Annotated in this window: 27 protein-coding genes; 26 read left to right on the top strand and 1 reads right to left on the bottom strand. The window is 34.4% G+C overall.

Features of this window, described 5'->3' with window-relative positions:
- Window positions 1–105: 105 nt before the first annotated feature.
- From KGF86_RS07085 to glnA, 8 genes are all read left to right on the top strand, one after another.
- A complete protein-coding gene (locus tag KGF86_RS07085; RefSeq protein ID WP_186868750.1) occupies window positions 106–555 on the top strand; it encodes a Dps family protein in 450 nt (149 codons plus the stop codon).
- Window positions 556–581: 26 nt separating this feature from the next.
- Complete coding sequence (miaA, locus tag KGF86_RS07080; RefSeq protein ID WP_211741467.1) at window positions 582–1,514, top strand: tRNA (adenosine(37)-N6)-dimethylallyltransferase MiaA; 933 nt, start codon at window positions 582–584, stop codon at window positions 1,512–1,514.
- Window positions 1,515–1,557: 43 nt separating this feature from the next.
- Window positions 1,558–1,782, top strand: a complete 225-nt coding sequence (hfq, locus tag KGF86_RS07075; protein WP_186868752.1) for an RNA chaperone Hfq — start codon at window positions 1,558–1,560, stop codon at window positions 1,780–1,782.
- Between the two features lie 183 nt (window positions 1,783–1,965).
- Window positions 1,966–2,901, top strand: coding sequence for a stage V sporulation protein K (gene spoVK / locus KGF86_RS07070; RefSeq protein WP_211741466.1), 936 nt, complete (start codon window positions 1,966–1,968; stop codon window positions 2,899–2,901).
- Window positions 2,902–2,961: 60 nt separating this feature from the next.
- Complete coding sequence (hflX, locus tag KGF86_RS07065; protein WP_211741465.1) at window positions 2,962–4,206, top strand: GTPase HflX; 1,245 nt, start codon at window positions 2,962–2,964, stop codon at window positions 4,204–4,206.
- 1 nt (window position 4,207) lies between these two features.
- Window positions 4,208–5,437, top strand: coding sequence for a methionine gamma-lyase family protein (locus KGF86_RS07060; RefSeq protein WP_186868755.1), 1,230 nt, complete (start codon window positions 4,208–4,210; stop codon window positions 5,435–5,437).
- 105 nt (window positions 5,438–5,542) lie between these two features.
- Window positions 5,543–5,959, top strand: a complete 417-nt coding sequence (locus tag KGF86_RS07055) for a MerR family transcriptional regulator (protein WP_186868756.1) — start codon at window positions 5,543–5,545, stop codon at window positions 5,957–5,959.
- Between the two features lie 60 nt (window positions 5,960–6,019).
- Entirely contained in the window at window positions 6,020–7,351 is a 1,332-nt protein-coding gene (gene glnA, locus KGF86_RS07050; protein ID WP_186868757.1) for a type I glutamate--ammonia ligase, read from the top strand.
- A gap of 141 nt (window positions 7,352–7,492) precedes the next feature.
- On the opposite strand, the gene lexA is transcribed toward glnA, so the two are convergent.
- Window positions 7,493–8,116 (bottom strand): transcriptional repressor LexA, encoded by a 624-nt coding sequence (gene lexA / locus KGF86_RS07045; RefSeq protein ID WP_186868758.1) that lies wholly within the window; start codon window positions 8,114–8,116, stop codon window positions 7,493–7,495.
- Window positions 8,117–8,387: 271 nt separating this feature from the next.
- Between lexA and KGF86_RS07040 the strand changes: the two genes are divergently transcribed.
- The 18 genes from KGF86_RS07040 to KGF86_RS06955 all read left to right on the top strand — a co-directional run bounded on the left by KGF86_RS07040 (window position 8,388) and on the right by KGF86_RS06955 (window position 21,609).
- The gene (locus KGF86_RS07040; RefSeq protein WP_186868759.1) at window positions 8,388–9,047 is read left to right on the top strand and encodes a YneB family resolvase-like protein; all 660 of its coding nucleotides are present in this window, start codon (window positions 8,388–8,390) and stop codon (window positions 9,045–9,047) included.
- 85 nt (window positions 9,048–9,132) lie between these two features.
- On the top strand, window positions 9,133–9,369 hold the full coding sequence (locus KGF86_RS07035; RefSeq protein ID WP_211741464.1) for a DUF896 domain-containing protein: 237 nt from the start codon (window positions 9,133–9,135) through the stop codon (window positions 9,367–9,369).
- Window positions 9,370–9,469: 100 nt separating this feature from the next.
- Complete coding sequence (gene tkt / locus KGF86_RS07030; protein ID WP_211741463.1) at window positions 9,470–11,470, top strand: transketolase; 2,001 nt, start codon at window positions 9,470–9,472, stop codon at window positions 11,468–11,470.
- A 324-nt stretch (window positions 11,471–11,794) separates the two neighbouring features.
- Window positions 11,795–12,247 carry a sporulation inhibitor of replication protein SirA gene (sirA, locus tag KGF86_RS07025; RefSeq protein WP_186868762.1) on the top strand — a complete coding sequence of 151 codons (453 nt, stop codon included), beginning with the start codon at window positions 11,795–11,797 and terminating at the stop codon, window positions 12,245–12,247.
- Window positions 12,248–12,298: 51 nt separating this feature from the next.
- Complete coding sequence (locus tag KGF86_RS07020; protein ID WP_026907542.1) at window positions 12,299–12,520, top strand: YneF family protein; 222 nt, start codon at window positions 12,299–12,301, stop codon at window positions 12,518–12,520.
- A 239-nt stretch (window positions 12,521–12,759) separates the two neighbouring features.
- Window positions 12,760–13,677 (top strand): tyrosine-type recombinase/integrase, encoded by a 918-nt coding sequence (locus KGF86_RS07015; protein WP_211741462.1) that lies wholly within the window; start codon window positions 12,760–12,762, stop codon window positions 13,675–13,677.
- Window positions 13,678–13,877: 200 nt separating this feature from the next.
- On the top strand, window positions 13,878–14,111 hold the full coding sequence (locus tag KGF86_RS07010; protein WP_211741461.1) for a hypothetical protein: 234 nt from the start codon (window positions 13,878–13,880) through the stop codon (window positions 14,109–14,111).
- 1,244 nt (window positions 14,112–15,355) lie between these two features.
- A complete protein-coding gene (locus KGF86_RS07005; protein WP_211741460.1) occupies window positions 15,356–15,604 on the top strand; it encodes a BhlA/UviB family holin-like peptide in 249 nt (82 codons plus the stop codon).
- Window positions 15,605–15,608: 4 nt separating this feature from the next.
- Window positions 15,609–16,031, top strand: a complete 423-nt coding sequence (locus tag KGF86_RS07000; protein ID WP_211741459.1) for a hypothetical protein — start codon at window positions 15,609–15,611, stop codon at window positions 16,029–16,031.
- Between the two features lie 11 nt (window positions 16,032–16,042).
- A complete protein-coding gene (locus KGF86_RS06995) occupies window positions 16,043–16,486 on the top strand; it encodes a hypothetical protein (protein WP_211741458.1) in 444 nt (147 codons plus the stop codon).
- Window positions 16,483–16,761 (top strand): hypothetical protein, encoded by a 279-nt coding sequence (locus KGF86_RS06990; protein WP_211741457.1) that lies wholly within the window; start codon window positions 16,483–16,485, stop codon window positions 16,759–16,761. Before KGF86_RS06995 ends, KGF86_RS06990 begins: the two co-directional genes overlap by 4 nt.
- Before the next feature lie 19 nt (window positions 16,762–16,780).
- Window positions 16,781–17,206: a hypothetical protein gene (locus KGF86_RS06985; protein ID WP_211741456.1), complete on the top strand. Its 426-nt coding sequence runs from the start codon at window positions 16,781–16,783 to the stop codon at window positions 17,204–17,206.
- A gap of 54 nt (window positions 17,207–17,260) precedes the next feature.
- Entirely contained in the window at window positions 17,261–18,145 is an 885-nt protein-coding gene (locus tag KGF86_RS06980) for an SU10 major capsid protein (protein ID WP_211741455.1), read from the top strand.
- A gap of 70 nt (window positions 18,146–18,215) precedes the next feature.
- Window positions 18,216–18,389: a helix-turn-helix domain-containing protein gene (locus KGF86_RS06975; protein WP_211741454.1), complete on the top strand. Its 174-nt coding sequence runs from the start codon at window positions 18,216–18,218 to the stop codon at window positions 18,387–18,389.
- 198 nt (window positions 18,390–18,587) lie between these two features.
- Window positions 18,588–19,394, top strand: a complete 807-nt coding sequence (locus tag KGF86_RS06970) for a hypothetical protein (protein ID WP_211741453.1) — start codon at window positions 18,588–18,590, stop codon at window positions 19,392–19,394.
- Between the two features lie 627 nt (window positions 19,395–20,021).
- Complete coding sequence (locus KGF86_RS06965; RefSeq protein ID WP_211741452.1) at window positions 20,022–20,936, top strand: hypothetical protein; 915 nt, start codon at window positions 20,022–20,024, stop codon at window positions 20,934–20,936.
- Window positions 20,937–21,019: 83 nt separating this feature from the next.
- On the top strand, window positions 21,020–21,208 hold the full coding sequence (locus tag KGF86_RS06960) for a hypothetical protein (RefSeq protein WP_211741451.1): 189 nt from the start codon (window positions 21,020–21,022) through the stop codon (window positions 21,206–21,208).
- On the top strand, window positions 21,205–21,609 hold the full coding sequence (locus KGF86_RS06955; RefSeq protein ID WP_211741450.1) for a hypothetical protein: 405 nt from the start codon (window positions 21,205–21,207) through the stop codon (window positions 21,607–21,609). Before KGF86_RS06960 ends, KGF86_RS06955 begins: the two co-directional genes overlap by 4 nt.
- Window positions 21,610–21,654: the final 45 nt, after the last annotated feature.

The following is a 21,654-nucleotide window of genomic DNA, read 5'->3' as shown; positions in this document are numbered from 1 at the left end:
TCTGCACTTCGATAATGCTAGTAATAAAAGCCTAAGAATAAGGGATGATATGCCCTGTTTTAAAATGGTACTGCTTTTTCTAGTAGCAAAAGAGGTGGAGTGCAGATGGAAAATCAAAAGCTGATAAATTTTTTAAATCAATTACTATCGAATCAATTTGTTATGTATGTAAAACTACATCGTTATCATTGGTTTGTTCAAGGAAGGCATTTTTTTCAACTACATGCATTGTTTGAAGAAATGTATGCCAAATTCGCAGAAGACCTTGATGAAGTAGCAGAGAGAATACTGATGATTGATGGTAAACCATTAGCGACAATGTCAAAATACTTAAAAGAAGCGACGTTAGTAGAAGCAAACGCAGATGATAAAGAAGATGAAATACTTGATCAACTACATGACGATTACAAACAACTCATTGCAGAGATTAAAGAAGTCGGTTTTAAGCTTGCAGACGAAAGAAATGACGAGCCTACAAAAGACTTATTAATTACGCTAGTAGGAAGCTATGAAAAATATGTTTGGATGCTATCCGCATATCGCGCATATAAATAATAGAATGAATTATTAGGGGAAGAAGAATGAAACAAAAGGTTATAGCTATTGTTGGTCCTACTGCAGTAGGGAAGACAAACTTAAGCATAGAAGTTGCCAAAAAGTTTAATGGGGAAATTATTAGTGGCGATTCCATGCAAGTATATAGAGGCATGGATATTGGTACAGCAAAGATTAAGAAAGAGGAAATGCAAGGGATTCCGCACCATATGATTAATATAAAAGACCCTCACGAAAGTTTTTCGGTTGCGGATTTTCAATACTATGTTCAAAAATACATAAAGGAAATATCAGAACGAAACCACATTCCAATTATCGTTGGTGGAAGTGGTCTTTACATACAATCCGTGCTATATGATTACCACTTTTCTAAAGAAAAGCGAGATGATGCTTTAACGAAATCACTTGAAGCTGAAATGAACAAGTATGGAATAGAGCCATTGTATGATCGTTTAAAACAAATTGATCCAACACAAGCAGAAAAAATACATCCCAATAATTATCGAAGAGTTATTCGGGCATTAGAAGTATATGAGAAAACGGGGCTAACAATGACTGCCTATCAATCACAACAACAAGAAGAAATGCCCTATGATTCGATGTTAATCGGCTTGGAAATGGAGCGTTCCTTGTTATATGAACGAATTAATCTGCGGATAGATGAGATGATTCGTGTGGGATTGTTAGAAGAAGTTCGACAATTGATTAATTGTGGATATGAGAATGCTTCATCTATGAAGGCAATCGGGTATAAAGAATTGATACCATATATTAAGGGAGAGGCGTCATTAGAGACCTCCGTTGAATTACTAAAGCGTAATTCAAGAAGGTATGCTAAAAGACAATATACTTGGTTTAAAAACAAAATGGATGTTCATTGGTATCATGTTACACCATTAACCGTAAGTGAAAAAGTTAATGAGATTTTACATGATTTAGCAGGATTTCTTAAAAGTTAAGTAGAAATATAATAGTATAGATAGAAAAGAGGAGGAAACTTAGGTGGCGCAATCAGTAAACATTCAAGACCAATATTTAAATCAATTAAGAAAAGAGCATATTTCCGTTACTGTATTTTTAACGAATGGTTTTCAGTTAAGAGGAATCGTCAAAGCGTTTGATAATTTTACCGTATTGTTAGAATCAGAAGGAAAGCAGCAGCTAATTTTTAAACATGCAATTTCCACTTTTGCACCAGCTAAAAATGTCAATCTTGATAAAGAATAAACAGGGTGTATCCTTCAAATAAAGTGTGGAGCACAATAGGTCTGTCCTTGACATTGCAACTTTCTCATCTGTTGTATTGTCTAGGTCAGACCTTTATTCTGCTCTATGGGTTATGGTCTTATAGGCATTTGTCACAACTTTATCCTTCTAAACGTATAATAACATGACTAAGGAGTGATAAAGTTGGCTACGCAAAAGATTCATCACAAAAATGGTAAAATTAATATTGTTTTACAAGATAATAAAGTTACTAAGATAGATAACAATAATCATGAGGAATATGTAGGCAAAGACCCTTTTGCGCATATTGATCAAGAACTTTCGTCATTTGTTGGATTAACGGATTTAAAACGTAAAATAAAAGAAATTTATGCCACGATCATCATAAATGAAAAGCGAAGTCAAATGGGGCTTTCCAATACAAAGCAAGTATTGCATATGCTTTTTAAAGGGAATCCAGGTACCGGTAAAACTACAGTCGCGAGAAAATTAGCTAACATCTATTTTGATATGAATTTACTGTCAAAGGGTCATTTTATTGAAGCGGAGAGAGCGGATTTAGTTGGGGAATATATTGGTCAAACAGCTCAAAAAACCCGTGCTCTTATTCAAAAAGCACTTGGAGGAATACTGTTCATCGATGAAGCGTACTCATTAGCCCGTGGTGGTGAAAGAGATTTCGGTAAGGAAGCAATTGACACACTCGTAAAACATATGGAAGATAATGGGGGTGACTTTGTCCTCATCCTTGCTGGATACCCTGATGAAATGGAACGATTTCTAACATTAAATCCGGGGCTAAAATCTCGTTTTCCATTTATTCTTGAGTTTCCTGACTATGATGTGGATCAATTAATGGATATAACAAGACAAATGGCATCGGAAAGAGAATATCAATTATCCAAGGATGCGGAATGGAAGTTAAGAAATTTCCTCTATAAACAAAGGAACGATCCTAATCGTAACTTTTCCAATGCTCGTTTTATTCGTAATGTAGTAGAACACGCCATTCGTATGCAAGCTGTACGTTTATTATATAAAGATGACATTTCGCCAGATGAGCTTATCTTACTTACAGGGAATGATTTAAAGCTAGAAGACATTCAATCGATTTGGTAATAAGTGTCATTTACAAGAGTAAACGAATCATAATAGTAGTTTAAGGAGAGTATGAGCACAATGCCTGAAGAAAAAGTGGTAGTAATCGCTGTAAAAAAGCCGCAGCTGCAGGATGATTATTTTGCGTCTTCTCTAGAAGAACTTGTATCACTTGTCGATACAGCAGGTGGTCACGTAGTAGATGTTGTTACGCAGAATAGGGAACGAATTCATCCTGCTTTTTACATTGGTGAAGGTAAAATGGAGGAAATAAAGCAAAGGATAGATGAACTAAATGTTGATTTAGTTATTTCGAATGATGAATTATCTGCAGGTCAGTCACGGAATTTAAGTGATTACTTTGATAGAAGGGTAATTGATAGAAGCCAGCTAATATTAGATATTTTTGCAGCAAGAGCAAAAACGAAAGAAGGTAAACTTCAAGTCGAATTGGCACAGTTGCAATACTTATTACCGAGATTACGTGGTCAAGGTGTCCAATTATCTCGTTTGGGAGCTGGTATCGGCACAAGAGGACCCGGTGAAACAAAGTTAGAGACAGACCAAAGACATATTAGAAGACGTATTGATGATATTAAAAGACGTTTGAAGCAAGTAGTGAAACAGCGTGATCAATATCGGAAACGTAGAAAACAAAATGAAGTGTTTCAAATTGCCATTGTTGGGTATACCAATGCTGGAAAGTCAACCCTTTTTAATCGGTTGACAAACAGCGATTCTTTAGAAGAAGATAAATTATTTGCAACACTAGACCCACTTACTCGAAAGGTGCAATTACCGTCTGGTTTGAATGTGCTATTAACCGATACGGTAGGTTTTATTCAACAGCTCCCAACCACTTTAATCGCAGCTTTTCGCTCCACCTTGGAAGAGGTCAGTGAGGCAGATTTCATTCTCCATGTTGTCGATAGTTCACATCCGGACAATGAGCAACACCAAGAAACAGTGCTCAAATTATTGGATGAGCTAGAATGTAGTACGATACCTATGCTGACTGTTTATAATAAAAATGACTTACTAAAAGATGATTTTATTCCAAGAAATCGCCCTTATATTGTCCTTAGTGCACTAGAAAGCAGGGATTTACATCGATTAGTAAAAAAGATAGAGGAAGTATTAACGACTGAATGGAATTCTTATCGCATTTTAGTAGAAGTGGAAAAGGGTGATTTGCTAAATCGCTTTGAGCATGAGACAATTCTTTTGGAGAAAAACTTTGATGAAGAAACAGAATCATATAGTTTAAGTGGATTTATTCGTGCAGAGCATCCGCTTAATGGAATAGTAAAGGAGAAAAATACGTAACATGTTAGAGAAATTCGTAGAACAAGCAGAAAATGATATCGCAGAAATACACCGAGAGATTAATAAAACAGTAGAAATAAATCAAAAACGAGTTTTGGATGCTTTTAGAAGGAATAAAGTTAGTGATAGCCACTTTAATTCTACAAGTGGCTATGGTTATGATGATATTGGACGAGATACGCTAGAATCAGTCTATGCCGATGTATTTGGTGGAGAGTCTGCAATCGTTAGACCACAATTGGTATCGGGAACGCATGCCATTACAACGGTGTTGTATGGGTTACTTAGACCAGGTGATGAATTAGTCTATATTACTGGAAAGCCCTATGATACATTGGAAACAGTGATTGGCATTACAGGGGAGAAGACAGGATCATTAAAGGATTTCCAGATTACATACAACGAGGTACCATTAACAGAAGAGGGTCATATCAATTTCCCTAGAATAAAAGAAGTAATCCATGATCGTACGAAAGTGGTTGCTATCCAACGCTCTAAGGGCTACGCCGATCGCCCTTCTTTTACGATAGAAGAGATAGAAGAAATGGTTCGTTTTGTCAAGGAGATTCGTGATGATGTAATTGTGTTTGTAGATAATTGTTATGGTGAATTTGTGGAAGAGAAAGAACCTCTACATGTTGGAGCAGACATCATGGCGGGTTCATTAATTAAGAATCCAGGTGGTGGAATTGTACGAGCTGGGGGCTATATTGTAGGAAGAGAAGATTTAGTGACGTTGTGCGCATATCGTTTAACTGCTCCAGGTCTTGGGAAGGAATTAGGGGCTACTTTCCATTTACTACAGGAAATGTATCAGGGATTCTTTTTATCACCACATGTGGTAGGAGAGGCATTAAAGGGAGCAGTCTTTACTTCCAGATTATTGGAATTGCTAGGATTTATTACAACACCACATTACCAAGAAAAGAGAACCGATTTAATTCAGTCCGTAACGTTCGAAACAGCAGAACAAATGATAGCCTTTTGCCAAGCAATCCAGCAAAACTCGCCTGTCAATTCATTTGTAACACCATATCCTAGTGAAATGCCAGGATATGAGGATGATGTCATTATGGCGGCTGGAACATTTATTCAAGGCTCAAGTATAGAATTGTCAGCAGATGGCCCGATTCGAAAACCTTATACGGCGTTCGTACAAGGTGGACTTACGTATGCTCATGTAAAGATTGCGTTAATGGAAGCTGTACAAGCTATTATAGATAAGAAATAACGGTTGAACTTAACATACATGGTATATGTTAAGTTTCCTAACATCCGGTTGACAGAATAACTGACATTTATTATAATAATTTTGTAGATAAGGGAGGTCATAGTCATGAATGATAAGGATCGACGCTCCATGCCTTTGTTTGGAATCGGTATTGTAATGAAGCTTACCGAGTTAACCGCAAGGCAAATTCGCTACTATGAAGAAAATGATTTAATTCATCCAGAGCGAACAAAAGGGAATCAGCGACTATTCTCATTCAATGATGTAGATCGTCTACTAGAAATTAAGAATTATCTAGATAAAGGTCTAAACCTTGCAGGGATTAAATTATTACTAACTGATGAAGATTCTAATGTAGAAAAAACAGAAGAAAAGGAAAAAGCATTACCAAAAGAGAAGAAATCTGTTCTAACAGATAAGGAGCTTCGAGCGATTTTAAGACAAGAAATTACCGAAGCGAATCGATTTGGTAAAGCTAATCTACGACAAGGGGAACTTGCTAGATTTTTTGTGAATAGGTAGGTATAGGGGAAGTGAATTCCTATAAAATATACTGATTATAATTTAGGAGGAGAGAAATTTATGGGTTACTCGAGAGAAGAGATTGAAAGAAAAATCAAAGAAGAAAATGTTAAATTTATTCGACTTCAATTTACAGACATGCTAGGAACAATTAAAAATGTGGAAATCCCATTAAGTCAATTAGAGAAAGCACTTGATAACAAAATGATGTTTGATGGCTCATCTATTGAGGGATTTGTGCGTATTGAAGAATCTGACATGTATTTATATCCAGATTTAGATACATTTGTCGTGTTCCCTTGGACTTCAGAAAAAGGAAAAGTTGCCCGTTTTATTTGTGATATCTATCGTCCTGATGGTACACCATTTGAAGGATGCCCACGTTATAACTTAAAACGTAATTTGAAGAAAATGGAAGAGCTTGGCTTTGATGCTTTCAATATTGGAACTGAACCGGAATTCTTCCTATTTAAATTAGATGAAAAGGGAGATCCTTCTTTAGAACTAAACGACCATGGTGGATATTTTGATTTAGCGCCTACTGATTTAGGGGAAAATTGCCGTCGTGATATTGTATTAGAACTAGAAGAAATGGGCTTTGAGATTGAAGCATCTCACCATGAGGTTGCCCCTGGACAACATGAAATTGACTTTAAATATTCTGATGCATTAAAACATGCGGATGATATTCAAACGTTTAAGCTAGTTGTTAAGACAATTGCTAGAAAACATAATCTTCACGCAACGTTTATGCCTAAGCCATTATTTGGAGTAAACGGTTCTGGAATGCATACTAACATGTCCCTATTTAAAGGTGGAGAAAATGCATTCTACAACCCGAGTGGAGATTTAGAATTAAGTGACACAGCCTATCAATTTATTGCAGGTATTGTAAAGCACGCTACTGGATTTACAGCGATAACCAATCCAACAGTTAACTCATATAAGCGTCTAGTACCTGGCTATGAAGCACCAAGCTATGTTGCATGGTCTGCAGCAAACAGAAGCTGTCTTATGCGTATTCCAAACTCTCGTGGTTTAAGTACACGTGTTGAGGCAAGAAGTGTTGATCCAGCAGCTAATCCATATATGGCATTATCTGTTTTATTAGCAGCGGGACTTGATGGAATCCGTAACAATATGACACCACCACCTGCGGTTGATCGTAATATTTATGTTATGACAAAAGAAGAACGTGATGAAGTTGGAATTAAAGATTTACCATCATCGCTAATTGATGCATTACAAGAACTTAAAAATGATGAAGTTATTGTAGAAGCATTAGGGGAGCATCTATTTGAACATTATATTGAAGCAAAAGAAATCGAATGGGATATGTTCCGCACAAGCGTACATCCATGGGAAAGAGATCAATATTTAACTAACTACTAATTGAAAAGAAAACCGGTGAGTATAGGAGAATCCTCCTAGCTCACCGGTTTATTTTGATAGAATTTACACTAGCTTTCCGATCCTATTAAAAACGCATTTGCTAAGAGAAGAGCAAATGCGTTTTTGTATTTCGATATATCGTTAATGAATATGACGATAAAGCCCAACTACTTTACCAAGAATCGATACATTCTTATATATTAATGGTTCCATTGTTGCGTTTTCAGGCTGTAAGCGAATATAATCTTTTTCTTTGAAAAATCGCTTTACGGTTGCTTCATCATCTTCCGTCATTGCTACAACAATATCTCCATTTTGTGCTGTACTCTGTTGTTTCACTATTACCATATCACCGTCTAAAATACCAGCCTCAATCATACTCTCACCATCAATTACTAGGACAAATAGATTTTCATCAGGACCTGCAGTTGAGCTAGGGACTGGCACAAATTCTTCAATATTTTCTACAGCAGTAATAGGTATACCAGCTGTTACTTTACCAATAACGGGTGCATAGCGAGCTTCTTCCCTAGGTATATTACTTTCTTCATCCAAATCTAGTATTTCTATTGCTCGGGGTTTAGTAGGATCTCGGCGAATAAAACCTTTGCTTTCTAATCTAGAGAGGTGCCCGTGAACAGTTGAGCTTGAGGCAAGGCCCACTGCTTCAGCAATTTCTCTAACAGATGGTGGATAACCTTTTAATTTGACTTGTTCTTTTATGTATTCAAGTATAGCTTGTTGTCTAGTTGATAATTTTGTCATCTATTAAACACCTCGCACATATTATTTATTAATGCTAGTTTACCATCGTATGGCATATAATGCAAACATTCGTTCGAAAAATCATTGACAAGATCGTATGTTCTGATATAATAAAAATACGAACAAAGGTTCTTGTGATATAATCGAGAAGGGATGATGAAAAAATGTTTGGTAAAGTAAACAAGACAGATTTATTTTATATTGTTGCTTTTGCTGTAACATTAGGTTTCTTATACGTATCATTAATTAGTGCATAATAGGAGTTAATAAATTGAATGTCATTATATACTGCAGAGTAAGTACAGATAAAAAAGTTCAGGAAACGTCATTAGCTAGACAGAAGGAAGAATTATGCCAATTGGCAAATCGGTATCAATTCCATGTTGTAAAATGTATAGAGGAGCAAGCGAGTGGATATGAAGTAGAACGAGATGGAATATTTGACATGCTTGAAACGTTTGAACGTGGACAAGCAGATGCTCTCCTTATTCAAGATGAAACAAGATTAGGTCGAGGAAATACAAAAATAGCATTGTTTCATCAATTAGCGAAGTTGAATATTTCCATCTACACTGCGATTCACGATGGAAAGCTAGAATTATCCGAATCAGATTCTATGGTATTACAGATTGTCGGTATAGTGGAGGAATACCAACGCAAAATTCACAATGTAAAAATAAAACGAGGTATGAAAAAAGCGATAGAGAATGGCTATAATCCAGCTAAGAATCTTGCTAATCAGCATTTAGCTCCAGGTAGGGAGAGAAAGGAAGTACCAATCGAGGAAATCATTCGATTACGAAATAATGGCCTTACCTTCAGTGAAATTGCAAAGACGTTAACTGGATTGGGATATTCTATCTCAAAGGCTACTGTCCATAGAAGATACCAAGAATATCAAATAATTGATTCAGATAAGTTGAACAGGTAATATTAAAAAGCAAGAACGTGTCGTGTTCTTGCTTTTTAATATTAATAATGATGAATAAGATAGATTTATTCTAGGAGGTTATGAGATGATTTCAAAAGAAAAATTAGATCGTATTAATGCACTGGCTAAAAAGGCAAAGACTGCAGAAGGACTAACAAAAGATGAAGAAAAAGAGAGAAAAAAACTACGAGAAGAGTATTTAGGGAATGTCCGCAACTCTTTTAAGAATCAATTGAAGACCATGACGGTAATTGATCCATCAGGAAATGACGTGACTCCTAAAAAGTTACGTGACATGCAGGAAAGAAACCAAAAACATTAGACATAGTAATATCATAATAAGGAATACTAGTACTTGTTAACTATCTACATTTTACAGAAAACAAGTATTACTATTCTTCTGACCGAAAGGAGTATTACGTATGTCTACTAATATAGAGCAAATGTCCATTAATGCAATTCGCACCCTATCCATTGATGCCATAGAAAAAGCTAATTCAGGACATCCTGGATTACCAATGGGTGCTTCTCCAATGGCGTATACGTTATGGGCAGACATAATGAATCACAATCCTAAAAATTCTAAATGGTTTAACCGCGACCGGTTTGTATTATCTGCTGGACATGGATCAATGCTACTGTACAGTCTGTTACATTTATCGGGCTATGACGTAACAATAGAAGATTTAAAGGAGTTTCGCCAGTGGGGTTCTAGGACGCCAGGCCATCCAGAAGTTCATCATACCGATGGTGTAGAAGCAACTACAGGTCCTTTAGGCCAAGGTATTGCAATGTCTGTTGGGATGGCGATGGCTGAGGCGTATTTAGCTGCTAAGTATAATAAAAGTGATATGAACATTATAGACCATTATACCTATTGCTTAGTTGGTGATGGTGATTTAATGGAAGGAATTTCGCATGAAGCGGCTTCCCTGGCTGGCCATCTAAGGCTCGGTAAATTGATTGTTTTATACGATTCTAATGATATTTCGCTAGATGGAGAATTAAACCGCTCTTTCTCGGATAATACGGAAGAACGTTTTAAATCCTATGGTTGGCAGGTTATTCGGGTTGAGGATGGAAATAATGTAGAAACGATTCGCATGGCATTAAAAGACGCGAGAGAAAATATCGAACAACCTACGCTAATTGAAGTGAAAACCGTTATTGGTTATGGATCTCCTAATAAATCAGCTTCTTCTGCTTCACACGGTGCCCCATTAGGTGAGGATGAGGTCTTGTTAACGAAAGAATTCTATCAGTGGCAGCATGAAGAATTCCGTGTTCCGGAAGAGGTATATGCTGATTTTAAAGAGAAGATACAAATAAAAGGCGAGAAACTAGAAGCAGAATGGAATATGCTTTTTGCCACTTATCGAGATAAATATCCACAAGAGGCTAAGGAACTAGAGATGGCCATTGCAGGTGAATTACCGCAAGGATGGGCTGATAACCTTCCAGTATATGAAGTAGGAAAGTCTCTTGCAACGCGAGCTTCTTCAGGCGAAGTATTAAATGGTATTGCTAAAGCCATTCCGTATTTCCTTGGTGGTAGTGCTGACCTAGCTGGCTCTAATAAAACCACCATTACCGGAGAAGAGGACTTTACTAGAGAGAATTATAGTGGTAGAAATATATGGTTCGGTGTTCGTGAACATGCAATGGGTGCTGCACTGAATGGTATGGCACTTCACGGCGGGGTGAAGGTGTATGGCGGTACGTTCTTTGTCTTCAGTGATTACTTACGTCCAGCAATACGCTTATCTGCTATTATGAATACACCTGTTACATACGTATTTACACACGACTCGATTGCTGTTGGTGAGGACGGTCCAACACATGAACCAATTGAACATTTATCAGCGTTCCGAAGCATGCCGAACCTTTCCGTAATTCGACCGGCAGATGGAAATGAAACCAATGCTGCTTGGAGACTTGCGGTGGAATCGACAGATCAACCAACCCTTCTCGTATTAACACGACAGAACTTACCGACATTAGAGGGTACAAAGGAACAGGCATATGAAGGTGTAAAACGTGGTGGATATATTTTACGTGATTCCAATAAAGCAATCCCTGATGCGATCTTAATTGCTTCCGGTTCCGAAGTTCAATTAGCAGTGGAAGCACAAAAAGTACTTCGTGAAGACAATATAGATGTACGAGTGGTTAGCCTTGCATCATGGGATCGTTTTGAACGCCAAGAAGAAAATTATAAAGAAAAAGTTCTACCTAAATCTGTTACCAAACGAATTGCAATGGAAATGGGTTCTCCACTTGGCTGGGAACGTTACATTGGGCAAGAAGGGAAAATTATTGGCATTTCTACCTTTGGCGCATCCGCAAGTGGAGAAAAGTTAATCGAAGAATACGGATTTACCGTTGAAAATGTAGTAAAGCATGTAAAAGATATCGTTATGTAATGGAATCATGCTAGATCTAGATGGTATTAAGCGTATCTATTTTAAATCAGTGCATGATACAAGCTCAGGAATTGCATAGGCTCAAACAGAAGGAGAGGCTTCAGTGAGTTCATAGATATTCTTTCTAGTTAAAAGATAACCAAAAGCAAAATAGCCCCGACTGAAAAACATTCGGGGCTATTTAAAAATAACATAAATGTAGTTCCAACCTATTTTTCATCTATTAATCCATTCGACAAAACTAGTGATAATATATTTCACCGTTTGACATTCTTTTTTAATAGAAAACGTATAATAGATGAAAAAGGGGAGGGGCTATAGAAAATGAAAGAATATACTGTTTATTGGATAAAAGAAGAATTTGCTAAACACTATTACTATAAAAGTGATATTTTATATCGTTTTATCAAAGAGTATCATTTGAATCAATTAAGAAATGATTTACATATGCAATTCCATTATATTACGGAGAACTTCCCTAAGGATTCTTTAACTTCACAATTATGGAGACAGCCTAAAAACACACTTGGAAAAATTAATAGTAGCGAAATGCTAGAGCTTGGTAATAAACGGGAATTTATTACTTTACAGATTGAAGAAAAACATATAAAATTTCGTTGTGAAACATTACAGGATGCTGAAGCATTATTATTTCCTACTTTGAGACGGTTTCATCCATATTTATTCATTATGAATAGCGAATATGAAGATTATGGTTGGATTTCGCCTGCAAAGACAATTACAGCGTATAATAATGATCAAGTATTGTATTCTTAGGACTGTTTTACTATACTGTATAAGAGACAACACGAAGGAGGAAACGAATAGATGGACGTAATTTGGGTCGTATTAATTGCTATAGCAGCTTTAATTGCTGGTGTTGCTCTTGGATTTTTTATTGCAAGAAAGTATATGATGAGCTATTTGAAAAAGAATCCACCTATTAATGAGCAAATGCTACGCACGTTAATGATGCAAATGGGGCAAAAGCCTTCTCAGAAGAAAATCAATCAAATGATGCGTGCAATGAATAATCAAATGGATAAATAAATAATTGGTATGTCAACGTTTTGAACAACTTTATCGAATTATTATTGTGATAAAAAAGTTGTCGGCTTGATTTTACTTTGCACTTATATGATTCGGTTGATTAATTTTACTCCAAGCCACTTTTTCTGTTAAAAAATTAAGCAGAAGAGGTGGTTTTTTATGTTTTATGGGGACATTTGGTTTATTTTTCTCCTCGTTAAGAAAAATCAAGTAAGGCATTTAGTAGGCGGTGATACGCTATGCTACTAGAAGATGTACTGAGGGAGTATGAGTATCATTGTCAAGCACGTAATTTTACTAAAAAAACAATGAAGAATAAACGTCAAGAATTGAAACAAGTATTGGAGTTCCTTCAAACTAAAAGGGGAATTGCTGAATTGGAAAGTGTCACTTCACATGATCTTGATGCTTATTTACGTATTAAACGACAAAAGGGATTGAAGCCACAATCAATTGTGTCTATGGCTAAACAAGTGAAAGCATTTTTTAACTGGTGCGTTAAAGAAGAATACTTAACCATTAACCCAATGGATAAGGTTACCTTACCAAGAATACCTAAAGTATTATTAACTGGATTAACTAGTAGAGAAGTAGTTGATATGATGGAATCATTTAGTAATACTAAGTATCTTGAGATAAGGAATAAAGCCATTTTAGGTATGATGGCAGATTGTGGTTTACGTGCTATGGAGATAGCAGGATTAAAAGAGAATGATGTGCGTGATACAACTATTAAAGTATTTGGTAAAGGTAATAAGGAGCGAATAGTATTTATATCCCCTGCATTAAAAAAGATTCTTATACGCTATGAACGGATTAAAAAGGAATACTTTACTAATAGAATCAAATACAATGACAACTATTTTCTTGCCTATCAAGGTAAAGCAATGTCAACTGTAGCAGTTTATAATTTAGTTATTGAAGCGGCTGAACGTGTAGGAATTAAAGGTAAAAGGGTAAGTCCGCATATGTTTCGTCATTATTTCGCAGTTCAATCGATAATGGCAGGAATTGATGTATATAGTTTATCTAGGTTGTTGGGTCATAGTGATGTATCTACTACACAACGTTACCTAGAATCATTGGATAACGACCAATTACTAGAAAAGGCAACGTCTAGTAGCCCTCTGATGAACCTTAACAGGAGGAATCGGTAATGCTACCATTTCAAAATTATATCTATACAGTCGTTGCCGAATTTGATGGCTGGAGAGTTGACTTACATTTGAATCAAAAGTGACCTTACCTAAAAATGAAGTAAAGAAGAAAGGTTATAACTTATTCGGCTTAAATGCTAAACTTATAGGCTATAAAATGAGGACTGTTTAAATTAAAACAAATTAAAGGGGATAGTAAAATGGAAACTAAAATGCCAAAAGATGTGTTGATTGTGCGTGATACCTGCGATGGAGAGTATGGAGATTTAATAGGACAGGTAGCCACTGTTGTAATAGAGAGTGCTACAGATGATCCTAGACTAAATTTGTATACTATAGTAACAAATAGACCCTCTAAAAATCCATATATGGAAGGCAAGTTTGAGGAAGTAGTCGCTAGTTGTGACGTAAAAATTTTAAGTTATCACGATTGAGGTAAATAAAAGATTATATAAGATTACTTTTACACCTGTCTTAATTGATGGGTGTATTTTTGTTTGTGTCCAACTTTAGAAAATTTAGAGATTACTAGAACGAGTAAGTATCTTTAAATCGGTGTTTTGCTTGTACTTATGATAGAGGTGTAAACAGTCATTGATATTTATCACGATAGCATACATGGTAAAGATCAAGCGTGACATTTTTCTCAGAAACACCTGTCAAACCCAGTCATATCAAGGGGTTTAAGGTGATTCAAAATAATTCTCGTTAATGACCATTAAAGGAAGGGTAAATGTAGATATGAGAAATTACGACAAACTAAAATATCTAAAAACCAAGAAAATCTATCTTAAATACTGTTATATCAACGTTTATAGAAGAATCGAGATAATTCCCTATAAAGGAAGGTATGTAGTTTACTTTACCATTAATAAAAATGACGAAATAGACGGTATTTATCACGATGGAATACACAATGATGTTTTTGGTAAAAACATGAGAAGTGTTGATATATCAGTGTTTGCAGTAGATATTAAGACTTGATCTATAATAGCCTATTAAGGTTTGACGGTATGGAAAGTGCCTTCTTTTGAAGTGCTACGACACCAGTCCTATCAAGGGTTTGAGGAGTCTTTTAAATTATTTTTTGTTAATAACCATTAAAGGAAAGGTAAATCCACGAAAATAAAATATCTAAAAACCAAGAAAATCTATCTTAAATACTGTCATATCAATGTTTTTAGAGGATTGGAGATAATCGTCTACAAAGGAAGGTAGGTAATTAATGCTACCTATTTAGAAAATTTAGAGATTACTAGAAAGAGTAAACATCTCTAAATCAGTGTTTTGTTTGTACTTATGATAAATAATGTCATACAATAGATGGTATTTATCACAATGGAAGTATAAGAGTAAACGGTAGCGATACTAGATAAGACTCTGATTGAAAGATATCTACTCTCACTAGCAAACTCTAAATCGCTGTTTTGGTTGTACTTATGATAGAGAATGTTAGCAATTAGAATGGTATTTCTCACGATAGAATACAGTAATAGATCGCTTTAACTATTTAATCATTTGAGTGGTTACAGGGGTTTATTACCCTAGTCTTACATTATTATTAATCCTCTCTGGTCAAGTTTACATCTTGACCTCTATTCTTTGATGTGTAGTCAATATTTTGGCTACTCTTTTTCTTTTTTTTACTCATATTTATTACTTTTAGGAGGTGTATAAAATGGACATTTTGTCACAAGTGCCTTTTGATATGTTGTTATCACAAGGGATATTTGCAATATTATTTATTTGGTTATTTTTGGATAGTCGGAAGGACTCCAAAACCCGAGAGGATAGGTTGATGGCACACGTGGAAAAGACAACTGACACACTAGATACATTAAGCCAACGAATGGAGAATGTAAGTGTAAAAGTCGATAACATTGACAATCGATTAACTCAATTTGAACGAGAAGTAAAGGGGGAATAGATAAATGGCAGAAATAACTGAGGCCGCATATCAACAATTACGTCAATATATAATTGAGAATTGGCAATTTATTGAGTTGCGAGATCAAACAAATATACCAATTATAAGATTATCACCAGATGACGAGAGAGTAACATGGGTTCATCAAATGATTGAAGGCGAACAGGAGATTGTCGATTATGACGAATTATTTAATCCAATTTATGGCGAGCCAAAAAGATTATTACCTAATACCCTACAATTGCAAATAGTTATTAAAGGGAATGATCCTGATATTACATTACCTCAAACATTTGCTAAATCCGTTATTTATAATGTACCAAATAACGGAGAAGCAATAAGCGAGGAAACATTTGAACCGTTTAATATGCAAAACCAAAACGATCAATTAACGGTGATACATAATATCCAAGTACCGCAACTATAGGCGGTGATTTAATGCAGATTACAGTAAATACTTTTGTAAAACCAATTAATACTTATCTTAATGGTATGCCCCAAAATGAAACTATAAATACTTACACATATATACAGCCATTATCTGACCATGTAGAGCACTTTGTAGTTACTTCCCGTACCGTCAAGGGTTATCTATCGCAATTTTATTTTAACGTCACCACAGACGTTAAAAGTGGCAATATTGATGTAAGGGATATATATAGTTTTGTCAATGCGTTACATTCTGATGTTGTAACAGAGATTTATAGGCAACCATTAAAGGCTAATCGTGATGTAACGAGCCATATAAAGTCAATACAAGCCCATAGGGACGTGTTTATATCTACTGAATATATTCCTATCCAAGCAACCGTAAACGTGCTAGAAAATGGTTCTATGAGTTTTTATATTATAAATCCTAGTCGTAGTGAGGTGATGGAATGATTTTATCAGGCGATACAGTAAGATTACAAGTACAATTTAAAACATTTACAGGGCAAGCAATTGATCCAACAGATATAACACTATCCATCTATGATTCTACCAAACAACAAATTGAACAGTTTAAATTAGATGACACTAACAAAAATGATGTTGGTGTTTATTATTTTGATTACGTTACCCCTGATGATAAACAAGATATTATTTTTGAGTTTAAAGGGGTTCATAATAACTTGCCAATCGTGGTAAGGGATTCATTAAAAATTAAATTTAATTAGACAAGGAGAGATTTAAAGAATGGCAGAAGACAATTTTACACAAGAGCAAGTTGATGAAGCAATTCAAAATGCTAAAGCAGAGTGGCAAGAACAGGAGTTAAATCCTATTGTTGCAGAATTGGAAGAAGTGAAAGGCAAACTTCCAAAAGAGCCAACTCAGGAGGAATTGGATTTACAACAACGTGAACAAGATTTATGGCAAAAGGAAGTAAATCTATCCTTAAAAGATAAAGGTTTAGAACAATTTGCTTCAATCGTCAAAGTCGAGAATGAAGAAGAATTAAAGGAAGTTGTTAAAGTGTTAGGCCAAGTAGTAAATGATATTAAAGTATCTACTGGCTATGTTCCACAGGATCATGCAAAAACAGACGAATATTCAAAATTTGAAAAGGACGGGAACGTTCAAGGAATGATAGCAACAAAATTATCAAAATTATTTGGGTAACAAGTCCAAGTAGGGCTATACATAAAAACTAAAAAAAGAAAAGGAATGATTATATTGTTTAAATCAGATAACTTCACACATGCAGAAAAGATTTCTTTAGCGAAGGAAATCGCAGTTATTGGAGTACAAGCAACACCACTAACATCAATGTTAATGGCAAAAGGTAATATCGAGAAGGCATTATCTACAGTCTATACATGGAGAGAAAAAACTCTTGACCATGATGAAGATTTATCCGCAGTAGAAGGATCGGACGAAATTAAATTTTATGAAAGTGCCCGAGCAGAACTAAACAACATTCTTGAAATCTTTAAGAAAGGTGCAAGCGTTTCAGGGACAGCGGTGGCAATGAAATCTACTCAATTTTCCCAGGAGATTGAAGATCGCCTTCTTGAATTAAAGATCAACATGGAAAAGAAATTTATCAATGGAGTTAAAGCAGATGGTTCAGTTGCACCATTTAAACGTCAAATGAGTGGTTTAATCGAGTTTGCCGATGAATCTAATGCAGTTGAAGTAACTGGTAATGTTACAGAGGATACTGTAAAAGAATTTATGCGTAATCTATGGAATCAAGACCTTGCAGAGGGAACTGTTTATGCTTTAGTTAATGCAGATATTAAAGAGCAGATAGATGCTATCTATAAAGATCGTTACGGCTACAATCACGTAACGACAAACTTTGGTCTATTAGTAGATTCTATCAATACAAATTATGGCACAGTTCATTTTGTATTAAGTAAGCATGTTCCGGCAGATAAGATTGTTGCTTTTAATGATTCTTATGTTAGCCTTGCATATTTACGTGAACCACACTTTGAGCCACTAGCAAAATCTGGAGACAATGTAAAAGGTCAAGTTATCGCAGAATCTACATTAAAAGTAGGTTCTCCAAAAGGTGTCGCAGTAGTAACTATTTCTGGAGCAACAGAGGAATAATCATTGATATAAAGGCATTCCCCAGAGTTGGGGAGTGTCTTTTTTAATTTAAAAAAGGAGAAAAAGGAGAATGAATGAAAAGGAATACTATTTAATTTTAAGAAGGAGGAAGGGGATTGGACAACTAGAGTTATCACAATTATTAAACTGTAGCCAATCTCTAATTAGCAAATTTGAGAATGATGACTGTAAAATGTCTAAAGACAAAATAGAGAGATATAAAGACTACATAGAAAAGAAGTAATTTAATCAAAAATCAAAGAATTGAGGTGAAGATGTGAGCGAGAAAACTTAAACACTTCTTCCTTTATTGTGGCTGTTTGGTAAATCTAAAATAAAATGCCGAACCATATAAAAGTCACAGGAAACAAAGGAAGAAGTTACAGAGTATAAAATGGAGTTTTAATTTGGAGAAGTGTGAGAGAGTTTCTTTCACATTAGTATGGATAAAGAATTAAAGGATAAATTCCCAACTTGGTGTTTTGAGCATAACCCCTTAGCGGTAACTTTGACTGATGATATTGACAGTTTAATTGGTTGCATGGTTGAACAAAAGGCAAAGGGTAATAAAATTAATTATTTTTATACCTTTGAGAGTGTTTATATTATGGACAAAAATGTCCGTAAGCCAACATTAGGGATTGATTTAGCGTTTACTAATGGTAGGTGTTGGGATAATCATGTAACACGTCTAAATCAAGGTAATAAAGTCAATAAACAATCGGCAAATATTAATTCAATTTTAAATATATCAGGTGATAATTACTTTGATAAATATTGTATGAGTACCGCTATTATGATGTGGTCATTTTATGATTTGCCATTACCGGCAAGTAGAGAAGGTAAAATGATCCTACTAGCAATTGATAGTGGGTTTTTAGGTCATTATGATAATAGATTTAAGCAAGTACATAATACGTACTTAGAAATGTTGGGATTTGAGGAACTAATTGATATTCTCAACAATACTACCCAAAAGGAATACGAACTAGTCCAGGAAAAATATAGAATGTCAGAAAAGATAACGATTGATGATAATGGTTATTTACAGACAAAATTACCATTATCGTTGTTGTCAAAAGTCCTTGACATTAAATTAGAATTACCAAAACAACCGTTTACCTTACATAAACAGTTTAAAAACGTTGGTAGACGAGTACAAGGTGATGAAGTCGGGGAACTAGGTAAAAATATTATCAGTTTCGCATTAACTCGTAAAAAATATTACAAATACACAGTAGCAATATAGGGGATTAATATTATCCCCTTATATTTATTTAAGGGAGAATTAAAAATGAACGGAAAATACTTCTTTTGTTACGATAAAAAATTGTCCTCGTGGTTGAGGTTTGAAAAAGGCTATAAATTTATAACTCATGCAATCCACCCTAAAACAAGACAAGATTTTTATTTATACGAATCAAGCAATCAATTATTTAAAGATGTAGTAGAATATAATACTAACAACAAATAAAGTTATGTGATAATACAACCAAATGGGAACGGTTAAGAGTCAATATTATCAAGGGATAAAGAAAAATGTCTTGCTAAATTATAACTTATTCTTATTTATAAATAATATTTTGTGTGATTTTACGACCAAAACGCGATTTGGAAATGAAAATTCATGTGATTTTACGACCATATAGGAATTAGGTATATGGATATTCGTGTGAAATTGCAACCATATAGGTATATAATTAATTAAAATAATAAAATAATAAACTTAAAATAATATTTCATGGTTAAAGTAAACTTTTCCCATCAACTATTTTATTTTTAAGTTCAAAATCAAAACCTTTCCTTACACATATATGGATTTGTTGTTGGTGTCTTTTATAATTATACAATATTAAACAATGGAGGATATACAATTATGGAATTTAATCAATTTGCATTATCGAGTACAAAAATTAAATCTAATTGGTTTGATGGTAAAAAGAAATCTATTTTTAATAAAATTGGTAAAGAAGAAGGTTTGAATTTATATTTGCAATTATTTAGGTTTAGGCAACATCAGATTATCGGTGACGATAAAGAAAATTATAATCATCATGTTTTTCGTATTACTATTGGTGAAATGGTAAAGTTTACAAAAATGAACCTTAAAAAGAAACTTACCCATAATCAGATTCTTGAATTAATGAGGAAAATGGAAAACGCAGGAATTATTAAGTTACATACACCTTATCGGTGGGATCAATTAATTGATGATAATGGAAAAGTAAAATCTGATAAGTTGATAGTGTTGGAAGCCGCAGATGTTCCAAATACTCATATCAAAAAAAATCATAAAGGCCTTGTCGAAGATAAACCGAATACCGAAGAAGATTATTATATTCCTATAAATTTTAAAACGATAGATTACATGTATAATGACTTATTATTATCGTCTAAAGAAGTGAGTGTATATTTATTATTGCTAAAATTGTCGGGTTCAGGAGAACGAAAAGCAAATATTAATATTAATACTATAAAAGAATGGTTAGGTTATGGCAATGATACAATTACTAACATTCTCATAAACTTAAATAAAAATTGTATGGTTGCTACGTACACAAAACGGAGTAAAAAGGGAATCAATTATGAACATGTCCCAGTACGTTCTTATAAATATATTGAATCATTTAAAAAAGTAAATCATGATGCTTTCCGTGTATTTTTGAATCGTTATAAAAATAAAACTAATAATCCATTCATAGAGGTTGAGGAAGGAAATGATAACCCTTTCCATGATGTTGACGATAATGCAATAGGTGATGAATGGGACATTAGTCCAAACGGATATTAATATTAAATTTTCAAGTCCTTAACTTAGGTTAGGGGCTATTTTATTTGCAATTTAAAAATATTAATCAAAGGTGGTAATTATTAATGGAAAATCAAAAAGAAAGAACCTTAGCAGAATCAATTAATAAATTAGTTGACGTTGAGCGTGAGAATTATGATCGTTCCGTCATTAGCCTATATAAGTTAGAGCAGATCAATAAGAAAATAGAAACTATGAGCCAATTAGTTAAAGAAACAAGTGAAATTGCTAGACAAGTAGGTGTTAAAAAATGAATATTTATCAGGCATTAAAGCAAACGGATTTTAGATTTGCAGAATACTTTAAGTATCTCCACCCAGAACTAAGATTTGACCGTGACCGACCGTTAAAGTCAGAGGAAGAATTCCTTAAAACTGTTAATCGTAAATCTATGTCACCATTCTACCGTTGGGAGAAATCAAACGAATATAAAAATTTACTGATGTTGTACCTAGATTACAAGGTTAATGATGATTATGAGGATATATATAATCTAGTATCAAAAAAGGCAAAAGAAACTGGTGATCCTCAAACAGTAAAATTGTTTTTACAATTGCAGAAGGATATACAAAGTAATGCTAAGTTAGTGAAGCATAATTATAAAACGGAAATTGAAGATCACGAAAAAGATGAAGATGAATTTGATTTGAGTTAAGGAGTGTCTTTTTGGCACTCTTTTTTGTTTGAAAATGAGGTGAAA

Source organism: Ornithinibacillus massiliensis, assembly GCF_018310345.1.
In the GTDB taxonomy this organism is placed as follows: domain Bacteria; phylum Bacillota; class Bacilli; order Bacillales; family Amphibacillaceae; genus Ornithinibacillus; species Ornithinibacillus massiliensis.
This window is presented reverse-complemented; position numbering and strand designations above follow the sequence as displayed.